Annotated in this window: 8 protein-coding genes; 2 read left to right on the top strand and 6 right to left on the bottom strand. The window is 48.7% G+C overall.

Going from position 1 to position 13,913, the window contains the following annotated elements:
* Positions 1-2: 2 nt before the first annotated feature.
* Positions 3-545: a 4Fe-4S dicluster domain-containing protein gene (locus tag MCACP_RS05350; protein ID WP_338825447.1), complete on the bottom strand. Its 543-nt coding sequence runs from the start codon at positions 543-545 to the stop codon at positions 3-5.
* 5 nt (positions 546-550) lie between these two features.
* Positions 551-2,746, bottom strand: coding sequence for a molybdopterin-containing oxidoreductase family protein (locus MCACP_RS05345; RefSeq protein ID WP_338825445.1), 2,196 nt, complete (start codon positions 2,744-2,746; stop codon positions 551-553).
* A gap of 740 nt (positions 2,747-3,486) precedes the next feature.
* On the opposite strand from MCACP_RS05345, the gene MCACP_RS05340 reads away from it, so the two are divergent.
* Positions 3,487-5,565, top strand: coding sequence for a sigma-54-dependent Fis family transcriptional regulator (locus MCACP_RS05340; protein WP_338825443.1), 2,079 nt, complete (start codon positions 3,487-3,489; stop codon positions 5,563-5,565).
* Positions 5,566-5,778: 213 nt separating this feature from the next.
* On the opposite strand, the gene MCACP_RS05335 is transcribed toward MCACP_RS05340, so the two are convergent.
* The 4 genes from MCACP_RS05335 to MCACP_RS05320 form a co-directional block, all read right to left on the bottom strand.
* Positions 5,779-6,591, bottom strand: a complete 813-nt coding sequence (locus tag MCACP_RS05335; RefSeq protein WP_338825442.1) for a 4Fe-4S dicluster domain-containing protein — start codon at positions 6,589-6,591, stop codon at positions 5,779-5,781.
* A complete protein-coding gene (locus tag MCACP_RS05330; protein WP_406678335.1) occupies positions 6,591-9,182 on the bottom strand; it encodes a molybdopterin-dependent oxidoreductase in 2,592 nt (863 codons plus the stop codon). Before MCACP_RS05330 ends, MCACP_RS05335 begins: the two co-directional genes overlap by 1 nt.
* Before the next feature lie 129 nt (positions 9,183-9,311).
* On the bottom strand, positions 9,312-10,484 hold the full coding sequence (locus tag MCACP_RS05325; RefSeq protein WP_406678334.1) for a CynX/NimT family MFS transporter: 1,173 nt from the start codon (positions 10,482-10,484) through the stop codon (positions 9,312-9,314).
* A 1,056-nt stretch (positions 10,485-11,540) separates the two neighbouring features.
* Positions 11,541-12,110: a spore coat protein gene (locus MCACP_RS05320; RefSeq protein WP_406678333.1), complete on the bottom strand. Its 570-nt coding sequence runs from the start codon at positions 12,108-12,110 to the stop codon at positions 11,541-11,543.
* Positions 12,111-12,313: 203 nt separating this feature from the next.
* Between MCACP_RS05320 and murJ the strand changes: the two genes are divergently transcribed.
* Positions 12,314-13,897 (top strand): murein biosynthesis integral membrane protein MurJ, encoded by a 1,584-nt coding sequence (murJ, locus tag MCACP_RS05315; protein WP_406678332.1) that lies wholly within the window; start codon positions 12,314-12,316, stop codon positions 13,895-13,897.
* Positions 13,898-13,913 lie beyond the last annotated feature (16 nt).

Genomic DNA, 13,913 nt, shown 5'->3' with positions numbered 1-13,913 from the left:
TCCTAGGGAAAAATATAATACACCGAGGGTTTCGTACCCAGATATGGGTACAGCGGCCGGGCATTGGCCTGTTTAATAAGTGCCGCCACTTCGCTGCCGGGGTCGTCTAAATCACCGGCATGGCGGGCTTTCAGCTGGCAGGTTTCGACACAGCGGGGCATTTCTCCCCGCTCCAGCCGTTCATAACACAGGTGACACTTCTGCACGATGCCCTTCTCTGCCGCGAACTGGCGTACACCATAGGGGCATACCAGCATGCAGAACTTGCAGCCAATGCAACGCTCGCCGTCGACAATGATAATCCCGTCGGGCCGTCTCTGGCTGGCCCCGGTAGGACAGCCATCGACACAAGGGGCATCCTGGCAGTGCATACACGGCCGCGGCAAAAAGTGTGAGGTCACCAGAGGGAATTCCCCTTCAGGCCCTACGGTAAACACTTTATTCCAGCGTTCGTTTAGCGGTAGGTTATTTTCAATCTGGCAGGCAACGGTGCAAGCATGGCAGCCGATGCACCTGCGCAAGTCGATAACCATTCCCCAGTGCATTGCTTTCACCCTTCCACTTTAGCAATCCGGCATAAAATCGTTCTGGTGCACCAGCTGCCGCAGGCTGGATCGCAGGTATCCGGGTCGTCATCCAGGCAAACATTGATATTGGACTCCCAGATGCCAAACAGGTCTTTTACCCCTTTTTCCGGATACCACCATCCCCGTTCCGCCTGGATTACCCCGGGCGGTACGGCTGTAGTGAGTTTGGCTCGTTGCTTAACTTTTCCTTTTGGGGTTTCAATCCACACCCAGTCGCCTTCTTTAATAGCAAGCTTGTGCGCCAGTTCCGGATTAATGGCCACCCTCGGTTCAGGATGCAAGAGGCGCAAACGTGTTATTTGTCGGTGCTCGGAATGGAAAAAGGGCATAAAGCCTCCACCTGCGATGAGTATCAGAGGATAATCCCGGGCCAGCTCCGGCGTAGCTTCCGGACTGAAAGGCGGCTCGACGTAATGGGGTAACGGGTCATATCCCAGCGTTTCCAGTATTGAACTTTTCAGTTCCACCTTCCCGGATGGTGTGGCAAAGCCTTTTTCCAGGTACTTATAGTACTCGCGCGGGGCAAAGTCGAAACGTACCCCCCTGACAAAATCTTCATAGGTTTCGAGGCCGTACCCCAGCGATTCCAGGCGGTACTGGAACACCTCTTCGTTGGTCTGCCACGGCCAGTATTCCTCCTGGCCCATCTTGATACCCAGGGCGCGCCAGAAATCGTAGTCGGTTTTTCGTTCATATAACGGCTGTATAGCCCTTTCAGAGGCAATAAGCCAGTCAGAAACTCCATAGGTTGTCGTCAAGACCGGCCTTTCCAGCCAGGAGGCAGCCGGCAAGACATAGTCGGCCAGCGCGGCCGTGGGCGTAAGCCAGTAGTCCATGACCACCAGCAGGTCCAGCTTGTTGAGGGCTTCATATACCAGCCTGGAGTTGGCATAAGAGCTAAGGGGGTTATCAGCAAGGACGATCAGCGCTTTCACCGGATAGGGTTTACCGGTTAAGATGGCTCGCCACAGTACAGGTGGACTGGCCTCGCACATCCACTCGGCCGGCAGACCCTTTCCCCAGACACGCTGTAGCTGCTCATTTAGAAGCTTGTAACCCGGCCAGGTGCTGAGTTTAAACCTGTCCGCGCCCAGTTGCTTTGCCCGCTGCTCCTCGGGCAGCAATTCGTTGAGCTCCATCTCGACGTCAGTAATAAATGTAGGATGGGGGCCGGGCATGACATCACCGCCGGGAACGTCCAGGTTACCGCAAATGGCCCTCAACACCGCCCTTGCTTGGGCAACGGCACTGGTAGCCCTACCGAGCTGGTCGGTGGCTACCCCCCACTGGATACAAGCCGGCCTCGATGTGGCGTACGTCCTGGCCGCCATGGCTATCCTTTCGGCGGGCACCCAGGTCTTTGCTTCCGCCCATTCCGGGGTATACTCCTGCACCCGTTCCCGCAGTTCCTCAAAGCCCACCGTCCAGTTCTCGACGAAATCGGCGTCATAGAGCTCTTCATTGATAATGACGTTAAGCCAGGCCAGGGCCAGGGCGCAGTCACTCCCCGGGCGGATGGGTAACCAAATGTCGGCCCGGGCTGCCGTCTCGCTGTAACGCGGGTCAATGACAATGATTTTGGTACCGTTCTTTTCCCGGGCCTCTAAAAGCCCCCGCATTTCCGGTAAATACGAAGCACCAGGATTATGGCCCCAGACGACGACGCAGCGGCTGCCCATAATCTCCGGGTCAAAGGCGCTCCAGCCGTAAATGGCCGTTTCTACTAAAAAATTGGGTATCCAGCAAACGGGTGATGTATGGACCACATTGGGGCTCCCCAATAGATTAAAAAAGCGGCGCCTGGCCCAATCGTCAGTACGGTTGGTGCCCCCGGCGGTGGCGATGCTTTCCGCACCATATTCCGCTTTGTATTTTTTTAGCCGGGCGGCAATGTCCTCCAGGGCTTCTTCCCAGCTGACACGCTTAAAATTACCCGATCCCCGTTCGCCGACACGTTTAAGGGGATAGTTTACCCTGTTAATGTGATTGAGGTGATCGATAGCCGAGGCACCCCGGGGACATTGTGCCCCCTGGTTAAAGGGATGCTCCGGATCGCCCGTTACTTTTTTAACGACACCGTCTTCAACGTGCACCAGCATGCCGCAGTTCATATGGCAGAAATAGCATGCTGCCTTTTTGACTTCAATGTTACCAGCCATTTTTTTACCTCCGCTCGAACTACTTATCCTTCAGGTAAAAGGGTACCAGGTGGTACAACCTTCTTGCAGTTCAAACAGGTTGTTTGTGCCAGCCTTCTTCCCTCCTAACCGAACAAAAAAGGTTCTTGATAATCTGATTTGTATATGCGATGATTGATTATGAACTGCTTTCTTAACTGACCTTCCAGATACCCCTCTACATAAGATCTATTTAGCAAAAATCGTGCCAACATCGGGGTTTAAAATAATTCCTAGATTTAATCTCCGGATATCGCTCTGGCACAATATTAATCAATGTAGCTCAAGTGCTTAACCCGAAAAGTAGTGGCGGGTATTTTTCCCTTTTTGACACGGGGCATTCTCAAAAAAGAGACAACAAACTTTTAGTCAATATTGCCAACCGCAATATCATCATGATAAATGTTTTGATGATTATCCTTCGATCTTCAGTATAACTTTACCCATTTTTGTGGTGTATAATAGTGATAGAAATCACATGGTTGTATATAAAACTAAAATGACATTCCAAAAGTTGTCTTATTGGGTAGGTTGCAGCAAATATGCATGTACCAATCAGGTATAGCTCGGGAAAACATTCTCGAAAGGAGGGACTTAATAATATGACCTTTTAGTCCGCCGAAAAGGTCTGAACCTCGAATTACTTAAACAGAACGTTGCATGTCTTTCTCGGCCTAAAATCCTGCCAGGATGTAAGTTTTCTGTTTACTAGGAGGGTTGGTATGGAAGTTATCAGGCCTGATGTAGCCTGTAACGATAACCGGACTGATTTTATGGCAAATCCTTTTGACTATACCTTATTCCAGCGGCGCTGGCAAGAAATTCAGCAGTGTAAACAACGTTTTCTATACCACAATGAAGATCCACGGACTTTTTCTTGTTTAAGCCCGGAGGTTGCTGCTTCCTGGTTAAGGTCACGCAACAACAACATTGATCCTTTTGCCACAAAAATCGGGCATAATATGCCTAAGGAAAAACTGGAGGCTATACTTGAAGAAAATAGCCTGTTAATTTCAACCACCAAAACCCTTATAAACGCATTTAAGCACCTGCTCAAGATTTCCGGCTATATTTTAAGCCTCCATAGCGCCAACGGTACTATTCTTTACCTTGAAGGAGATGCTAACGAAATCTCCTATTTTAAGTCAATAAATGCGGTGGTAGGGGCGATCTGGAACGAAGAGACCTCAGGAACTTTAGCCCACGGGCTCAGTATGATTTTAAAATGTCCGGTCCAGTTAATGGGTCCCGAAAATTACTGTATTGCCCTTGAAGACAACATCAGTTCAGCCGCTCCTATCATGGATGAAAAAGGCGACCTTATTGGCACCCTGGTACTGGTACAGGCTCTGGGGGAACGGCCGTGGGAAAAAGACCTGAAGAATTTACAGTCGCATACCCTGGGCTGGGTTGCCTCCCTGGCGGTAGCTATTGAAAACCACCTCAAACTCAAAGAAAAAAACCATAGGCTCTTGGTTATGAATGATACATTAGAAACAATTCTCGCATGCATTGATGCTGGAATCATAGCTGTCGATTGTGAAAATAAGATTATTAAGGCTAACCAGGAGGCAGCTCGAATACTTAATCCAAACGGCGGCAAAGTTGAAGGTAGAAACATAAGGGACTTTGTGGACGACAGGGTAATGCAGGTATTAACAAGCCAGAAACCTGTTAATTACCTGGAAGCAACTATTCGCAACTGCAAAAAGGAACGCCACTGCGTATTTAGCATACAATTTATACCAGGCCAGAAAGAAAAACGCACCGAAGGAGCCATCATCCGTGTCAACCTTTCTGAAAAAATCAATAACCTTGTTAATGTGCGAACTGGTGCAGTGGCCAAGTACCACTTTGATGATATTATTGGCAACAGCGCCTGCATAAACCATGCAAAAGACTTGGCCCGTAAGTTCGCCGAAGCCGGCGAAAATGTTTTATTAATTGGAGAGAGCGGCACCGGAAAGGAGCTATTTGCCCAGGCTATTCACAATCAATACCGGCCCGAAGGTCCTTTCGTTGCTTTGAACTGTTCTGCGATTCCCAGAAACCTCATTGAAAGCGAGCTCTTTGGCTATGAAGGCGGAACCTTTACGGGTGCCGAACGCAATGGAAGACCAGGCAAAATTGAGCTGGCTCACAAAGGAACCCTTTTCCTTGACGAAATAGGCGATATGCCCATTGAAACCCAGGCCACGCTGCTTAGGGTTTTAGAGGACAAGCGCGTCATGCGGCTGGGAGGCAGGAAGTATATTCCTGTTGACTTCCGCGTTATAGCTGCAACTAACAAAAATCTTTACCAGATGGTGCAAGAAAATCAGTTTCGTCTCGACCTGTACTTCCGGCTGGCGGTTCTCAAGCTAGAAATACCGCCCCTGCGACAGCGCCAGGAAGATATCTTGCTGTTGTGCCAGCATTTTATAGAATACTACTGTAAAAAGACAGGACATGTATTGCCAACTATAAGCCCGGCTGCAAAAAAAATAATTTTAGAGTATGAATGGCCCGGTAACGTCAGACAGCTGGAGAATGCTATGATTTATGCCGTCAACATGTCCCAGGACGGCCTTATAGACGTCCAGCACCTGCCTAACGAAGTAGTGAGGGGAACCACCCTGAAAAGTACAGGTATTTGCAGCATAGCCGGGGTAACCTCATTGGAGGAAGCTGAAAAGATAGTCATTCAAAACGCCATGGCTTCTACTGGCAACAACATCCCTAAAGCGGCGAAACTACTTGGACTTGGTAAATCCACTCTGTATAGAAAACTTAAGCAATACAAACTAGATTGCTCCACATAGTATTCCGAAAGCGCAGTACAAGTCCTTAGATTAAATTTAGATTCAGGTGAAATAAGGTGGTAGAGCTGAAGTATGCCACAAAGCACGCCTCTACTCTACCACTTTCAAAAAGACTGTGACGGCAAGAATGAATGGGTATTTAAAAAGGGGAGCTTTATTTTGACTCCCCTAACTAGCAAAGGCACATGAAAACGTCAAACACCTGATATTACATCATTCCCGTTTCAGCGCAATACTACCAATATTGATGCTTTTATCCACTTGCAGGTCTTGAACTTGATAAGGTTGGTAACCGTTCTTTTCAATTTTTAGTGTATAACAGCCACTGTTTAGGCGTCTGATCCAAAAATCACCGAAATCGTCAGTTGTCTCTGTCCAGCTTTGGCCGGTCTCGTTGTTAATAAGGGTTACCTGCGCCCCTTCCAGGACTTCATCGATATCCGGATCGTAAACCTCTCCCGCTACAAAGAACTTAGGGAGGTTTAGGTAATATACCCTGGGTTTCAGACCGAGTTCAGGCTGTAACACCTCAGCCCGGGAGATTAATTCCTTTAATTCTTCTTCCTCGCCAAACTTTATCGCCTCTGTAGCACATGCTTCAACGCAACGGGGAACTTCGCCTGCGTCAACAAGATGCGCGCATCCGGTACATTTCTGTGGTAAATTTAATTTGTCATTCCAGTAAATAGCGCCATAGGGACATGAATCGACAAGTTCCCTGCGCCCTGTAGCCTTTTCGGGGTCTATAATGACCAACCCATCGTTCCTCTTGTATACTGACCCATCACCGGCAACCTCAATACATTTTGCATTATCGCAATGCATACAGGGCCTTGCTTGATATTCGATTTTTACCTTTGGAACACTGCCATGTTCTATATCAACTAACTTCATCCAGAAGTGACCTACATCCGGCTGGGGTTTAGCATAGGGTGACCAGTCGTTGTCAACATGTTCGTCTTTGCAGACCAGCTGGCAGTTATAACAACCATTACATTTAGCAACATCAATAACAAATACTTTCATTAGTTTTTCACCTCCGTAATCCAGGCCTCGAAACGAACTCCATAATAAGGATCGTAAGGCCTGTTAAACGCCTCAGGGTATTGCTTTTTCATTTCCTCAATATCCACTTTTTCTACGCCTACAAGATACCCGCTCGTGACTTCCCCTGCACAATTCTTTGATGTCGTGTTGGTAGGGCAAATAAGATTGTTAGCTCCACCACGGTCGGCTTCACCAGGTATTATCGGATCTAGTCTTGCACCATGATCTTGATAAACTACCCCCGGCATTATACGTTCGGTAACATATGCCCCACCAAGTACCCATCCGCGCTCGTTATATATCTTAACTACATCACCGCTTTTGATTCCCAATGCCTTTGCATCTACTGGATTAATCCAGACCGGTTCGTATAAATATCCATCCGGCCCTTTAACTTTACAAGTAGGAATCTCACGGAACCATGGTATATCATCCAGCTGAGCATGACAACGCCAGCGGGGATGATTGGAAACTATAAGAAATGGATACTTTTGGGAACGTGGATGCAAAAGGCTTTCTTGATGAGTTTCGCCGTAAGGTATCCAATGAGGCACCGGCGGACGTTCTTTATCATCCGGGAAGTTTTCAGCCAGACCTACGGAATAGAATTCAAGCTTTCCGGTCGGTGTATCCAGAGGATTGTTCTCTGGATCCTTATAGAATGGGCTGAAACCGGGTTCGTCATTTTCCCAGTCCTCAGCTGTAGGTACTACATAGTATTCTTTCTCCCGAAATTCTTCATAGCTTATCCTGTCTTTTATACCGGATTGTTCGTAACCGTCCTTAATTAAGTCCTCAATACTCTTACCTCTAGTGTATTCTTCGTAGAGGCCAAGTTTCTTTGCTACTTCCGCTACTGCTTCATAGTCGCTCTTTGATTCTCCCAGAGGTTCAATGCATTGCCCTTCGTAAAGGACTACATTGAAGCTGTCACCCAAAACATCAACCCCAAAGTCTTCTTCCTCAAACTTTGTGTTGATAGGCAGGATTATGTCGGCAAACAGGCAGTCATTTTCCATCCACGGATGCTGCATGACAACGCACTCAATTTTAGGACTGCGTAGAGCCTCAATCCACATGTTTCCACCATTCCAACAAGTGGACCAGCATGGGCTGTCACTCCAAATCATGTGGATTTCCGAACATCCCTCAGCAGGATATTTATACTGTACGAACTGATCCTCCTTGGGAATTCCTGCATATGTTATCCCGTACCAGGTAATGGGTTCGTCGCTCAAAATTGCTTTCGGGATGAGAGTTTTAGGGATAAACTGCTTTGGCACTGGAAATGTAAATCCCTGGTAGGCCCCTTCCGGGCTGGGTATTATTTCTCTTCGGGGCATTGGGTTCTGGTCATGCAAGCTGAAGAGCTGCCACTCAAAGAGCTTGAGCTGTCCCTGACCGGGTTTTCCTAAGCCCTGCATGCCCAAAAGGATTACTTCCAGACGTCCCGGCTCGTGGGCATAGCAGGACCTGATGTAAGAGCCGCCGTTATTGTGGGCAATGCTGGTTGCTTCCCGAGCCCATTTCCTGGCTAAAGCCTTAATAACCCGGGCAGGAACACCGCAGATATCTTCGGCCCACTTTGGTGTCTTGGGAACGCCGTCTTCTTCGCCTAGAACATACTTCTTAAATTCGTCAAAACCGTGAGTATGAGTGGCGACATAATCTTTATCATAAGTGTCTTCCGTAATCCATGTATAGGCAATAGCGAGCTGTAATGCCGCGTCCGTGTTGGGTCTTACAGGTATCCATTTATCCGCATGAACTGCTGCACCATAATTAAGGTCGGGACAGATGTATACGGATTTTATGCCTAGTTCGGTAAACCAGAAGCATAAACGGCTAGCCTGCAGCCCGCCCCATGCAAGCGGTGTCGTCTCTGGGTCGCAACCCCAGAACAGGATCATTTGAGTGTTTTCCGAAATATCCTTAATTAGATTGGCCTGCCTACCCTGGCCTACTGGATCCTGGCCCCAGACGTGCTTGGCGCCCCAGTACCAGCCTTCCCAGCTGTCGGGCTGGCGTGCCTGGATGGTGTAACCGCCGAGAAGCTCCATCAAGCGAATCTGACAGCCGTGAGGACCATGAATGGTCTTAGTCTCGCCGTGGCCGTCCCCCTGTACCAGAACCGAGGTCGGGCCGTATTTTTCGCACACTCGCTTCAGTTCCTTAGCAATTAATTCAGCAGCTTCATCCCAGGTTATACGTACAAATTTACTCTTACCCCTGTTTTGCGGGTTGCGCTCTCCTTCCGGATCCCAGTCCACCCTTTTCATGGGGTATAGTATCCGGTTCGGCGAATACGTCCGCTTCTTGTACACATAGTTAAAGGGGCTCAGAAGCGACTTCATCGGTGCTTCAAAGGTTTTCCCTCTGGCCTTAATCTTCCAGGGTCGCAATTGTTCTGTCTTATACTTACGGTTATATCTCAGCGGTCGAATACGAAGAATTTTACCGTCCTTAACGTCAATTTCTGCCGAGTTTGATCCAAAGGCAAAGGAACACAAACCCAAATTCTTGTAATAAGTACGCACACCATTTTGGCGTTTCGTGTCCTTTTCCGTCATGGCATAGTATCCCTCCGTTATTTTTTCTGAATTTTGCCATTAAGTATTGAAATTCGTTCCTCGAGGCATTACAGGCTTCGCTTTAATGTCTGGCAAAAACCTCCTTTCTAGAAGACAGTTCACCTCCTTTTACTCTGTTTTAGTGCGTATTAATAGAGTTGCCACCAGAGCGACAAGAAGCCCTGCAACTAAAGGATATACTCCAGCACCCCAACCTCCACTTGCTATAGCCTGACCTACAACAGGAGGGCCGATGAACATACCGCTGTTCTGACCAAGGATCACCACTCCCAAGGCTACGCCAGCAAATTGGGGATTAATAGCTGTTTCCGGAGCAATGGTAAAAACGCAGGTCGGAATAAAGCTTGCCGCCAGACCTAAAATAACATAATAAGGAACAAGAATTCCAACATTGCCCCCTACTTTAAAAGCCCATAACACTAAAATCGTACAAATAATGAAGGAGGCTGCCAGGATACCATTACGATTTCCGAAGCGGTCAAGAACCCATCCAGCGAATATGCCGCCAGGTATAAAAACCAGGGTTACCAGGCTAGCGTAAAAACTGGCAGCTCCCGGATCCATCTTATGAACTTCGGCTAAGAAGGTGGGTGCCCAGGTGGCATAGGCTATAAAACTAAAGTTAAATGCGGCAAAGGCAATGGAAATAAGCCAGGTATTTATACTTTTCAACCCATGGCTAATAGAGATAGCGCCACCCTCTTCACTGCCACTCGCCGTTTTTCGGGGCGGGGCAACAATAGCGCTATACACCAGAAATGCAACTAAAGCAAAAACAGCTCCAAACCACCAGATACTGGTCCAGCCACCTAGTTTTGCAATTGGGTTGGCCAAATTATAAATAAGAAAACTGCCAACTGGTACCCATGTAGCCCAAATACCCATAGGCAATCCTCGTTCATGTGGTTCAAACCACATACTAATAACCGCCGGAGCCACGACTGCAATTAAAGCCAACCCAACGCCTTCGATAGTCCTGGCAATAAGCATAATCGCTGCACTTTTAGCCACAGCTCCAATTACTGCACCAATAATTATACAACCTAGACCTATTAATCCACTGTTTTTCGGCCCCAGACCTGCCAGAAGGAACGCTGCCGGAAGTGCCAGTATGACCCCGGCGATGCAAAAAACAGACATTAGCCATCCCGCCGTTGCCATATCAGCCTGAAGACTTTCCATAAGAACCTGCATTACCGGAGGTACTTTAAACTGGTTCAACGCTACAGCAACGCCCGCAAGATAGACCGCCCACATAACCGCCCACGCTTTTCTTTTCACAGTACACCCCCCTTTGTTATTCGGAGACTTCTAAACGTTCCTACACAAGCCCCGGTGACATACTCTCTCCTGGTTAAAACTCGTAGCGCTGTCCCTTTTACTGCTCCTCTCCTCCGGCTGCATATTAACAATGGTTTATTGCCCTCATTGCAAAAGAGCTATTTCTCCCATCATGTCCAAAAGCACTGGAGTACACATATCTCATCTAGCAGCCTATGTGAAAAATATCCCAAACCCAAAAGCATCTCCTCTACTTCCATGATAAAAAGTGATGCTTAGTCCCATATCTACCCCCACTTCGGCGGGGAAAAGTAGCTAAGGTAGCTTATGAAAAGACATGGCCCCTAACCCGAAGTTGTCAGCAACTATTATTCACACGAGCTGCTAGCAGTTTTAATAACAATTTGCTTTTTATTTCTTATCAGCAGAATCTAGGTTCGTCTTACAATGAGGACATATTTTGGGGTTATTTCCTTGCCTAATTACTTCCTTTCCACAATTGGGACATTTAATCTTCTTGGCTACAACAGGTGGTCTAAAGCACATTTAAGTTTCCTCCTCGCTAAAGTTGTCAACTCTCATTTTTAGTCCTTGACATGTTACCGTGAGTTTTAATTTTAGGGTTGATTGCATGTTTTTAGATGCCTAACAATAATCATGGCCGTCTCGTTTACTTACTCTCTAGCGCACCAATATAAATCACCTCACTGATTAAAACATATAGCAATATCCGTGCCAATATTCACAGCTATTGGGCGCTGTCTTTCATCTTGATAAATCTCATAAATTAAGCCCCTGAGAGAAATATCTTGAAGGATTTATAAGACATACGTTTTTCACTTTGGAAATTATCGTCCCAAAATGGGAAATCAATGGGTGCTGCCAGCGTCAGTATTTACGGGCATGAAGCAGCCGCCTTACCTTCCCTTTGAAGCTAATCTTCCTTTACCCGGACGTCAATCCTGCCCCCCGGTAACTGTCTCATTATAAAAGCCCTGCCTTTTCCTGAAAGGCAGGGCTTTCGCATCTTAAGATAAACAACCATTTTGGCAGCCTCTACTGCTGATAGATCCCAACCTGGCCCGTTGCGGCTGGGCTGTATGCATTAATCATGGTGCTTGTCGTTACATCCTTCATGGTCGGTACCTGGTAATAGCCTTTTTGGTTCATGTACTGCCATACTTCATAAGCCTGCTCGGCGCAGTTGACAGCTCCCTGCTGGAACATGCGCCGCAGCTCCAGGTCAGCACATTCTAGGGAAGCCATCATTCTAAAGGCTGCTGAAGCCTTATGGCATCCCAGCATGCCGCTGGCCACATCCCGGTCATCCATATCTTGAATAGAGGTATTTGGCTTTTGGGTTTCCGGGTTATTTAGGCCGTAAACCGGGGCAGCCGTTCGGGGCAGGCGGTAAGGTACCGCCTGGGTGATACCGCGCTGGTTGATAGCTTGAACCATGTTATTATACTCCTGGGTCATAAATTGCAGCTGCTTGTCCAGGATGGAATGGAGCTGGGGATCTTTGACATGGGGGCGGTATAACTGGAATTGATTGATCCCATCGATAGTGTCGCTCAAAACTTCATGGATTTCCATTACTTCGTGGGCGCCGTAATGAGCCGCCATAAAAAATCTCCTCCTGTGAAATATAGTTCAAGTCGAAAGTTATTATATCCAGCTCCCAGGTAAATTATTTGCTGCCAGGGAGAAATGCCTTCTCCTGCCGGTATACTTTTATACTTTTGTTCCCCAAGGCTTCATTTTTATAACTTAAAGGATTAAAATACAGGTAGTGTGTCAACAATGCCAAATAAAAAGGAAGCGCTAAAGTGGTAAAACAAGGGAAAATGGGGCTGGCCCGCTCAGTAGCTATCATGAGCCTGGCCGCCGGCGTGTCAAGGATTTTAGGTTTTTTACGCAATACGGCTATTTCCGCCCTGTTCGGCCAGAACCAGCTGACCGATATGCTCAATACCTCCTTTGTTATCCCGGATACCATCTATTTAATCCTGGTGGGCGGCGGGGTTAGCTCGGCCTTTATCCCGGTGCTGGCCAGTTACCTGGCGGAAGAAAATGAAGAGGCCGTCTGGCACACCGTAAGCATCGCCTTTAATCTGGTCCTGACCCTGGTAGGGATTGCCGTAACCCTGGGAATGATCTGGACTCCCTGGCTGGTACACCTGATAGCCCCGGGCTTTAATGCTGAACAAGTGGCTTATACCGCCTACCTGACCCGGATTGTACTCGTAGCCATCCTCTTTCACTGCCTGAATGGGGTCTTAATGGGGACAGAGTACGCCTACCAATCCTTTATAGGAACGGCCATCGGCCCCCTGGTATACAACGCTGCCATTATAGTTTTCGGCCTCGCCCTGGCCGGGAAATACAGCATCGCCGCTTTTGCCATTTCCACCCTGATTGGCGCGGCCCTGAATTTTCTGGTACAGGTGTGGGGGGTATGGCACCTTAAGCCCCGCTACCGGCCGGTCCTGGACCTTAAGCACCCAGGCATCCGCAGGATTTTTAAGCTAATGCTCCCTGTAACTATCGGCCTTTCCATTGCCCAGTTAAATCTTTTCTTTAACCAGACTTTCATTGCCTCTTTCCTGCCGCGCGGTTCTATCAACGCTCTGACCATCTCCAGCCGGGTGGTTTTAGTACCAATTCTCTTTGCCTCGTCAATGGGCATCGCCCTTTTACCGGCCCTGACTCGTATTGCCATGGAGGGGGATTATCGTTCTTTTACCCGTTACCTGTCGGGATCGCTGCGGGCTGTGGTCTTCATCTCCATCCCGGCCACGGTGGGGCTGATTGCCCTGGGGCAACCGGTGGTCAGGGTGCTCTTCCAGCACGGCCGCTTTACCAGTGCCGACACCCTGGCCACTACCGAAGCCCTGGTCTTTTACTCCCTGGGGATAACGGCCTACGGTGCCTATGAGATTTTGAGCCGGGCCTTCTATGCCACCCAGGATACGGTAACCCCCCTAAAGATCGGCCTGGTTACCCTGGCAGCGGGCACCGCCCTGAACTTTACCCTGGGGCCGGCCTTCGGCATCCGCGGCCTGGCCCTGGCCTACTCCCTGGCTGGCTGTGTCAACGTCGCCTTGCTGCTCTATTACCTGCGGCGCAAGGTGCAAGCTCCCCTGGAAGGTCGCCGGTTGCTGCAGACTTCTATGAAAAGTCTTCTGGCAGCGCTGGTCATGGGCCTTCTCCTGAACCTGGCGGCCGGCCATCTTTTCCTCCCGGCATCCTGGCCCCGCCTGGTGCGGGAGGGAGTGAAGCTGGCCCTGCTGATTAACCTGGGGGTTTTGAGTTACATCGGCCTGGCCTGGTTGTTGCGCATGGAAGAGCTGGCCATGTTCTTAAGCGTCCTCAGCAGGCGCCTGCGCCGCAGCCAGGCCGCTGTGGGTTAAAGGAGGTTCCTGCAAA

Origin of the sequence: Neomoorella carbonis (assembly GCF_045278715.1) — a bacterium.
Classification (GTDB): Bacteria; Bacillota; DSM-521; order Neomoorellales; family Neomoorellaceae; genus Neomoorella; species Neomoorella carbonis.
This window is presented reverse-complemented; position numbering and strand designations above follow the sequence as displayed.

Bases quoted from the DNA above. Each gene is read 5' to 3' on its own strand.
- MCACP_RS05350 (WP_338825447.1), bottom strand. From the start codon at position 545: ATGCACTGGGGAATGGTTATCGACTTGCGCAGGTGCATCGGCTGCCAT.
- MCACP_RS05345 (WP_338825445.1), bottom strand. From the start codon at position 2,746: ATGGCTGGTAACATTGAAGTCAAAAAGGCAGCATGCTATTTCTGCCAT.
- MCACP_RS05340 (WP_338825443.1), top strand. From the start codon at position 3,487: ATGGAAGTTATCAGGCCTGATGTAGCCTGTAACGATAACCGGACTGAT.
- MCACP_RS05335 (WP_338825442.1), bottom strand. From the start codon at position 6,591: ATGAAAGTATTTGTTATTGATGTTGCTAAATGTAATGGTTGTTATAAC.
- MCACP_RS05330 (WP_406678335.1), bottom strand. From the start codon at position 9,182: ATGACGGAAAAGGACACGAAACGCCAAAATGGTGTGCGTACTTATTAC.
- MCACP_RS05320 (WP_406678333.1), bottom strand. From the start codon at position 12,110: ATGGCGGCTCATTACGGCGCCCACGAAGTAATGGAAATCCATGAAGTT.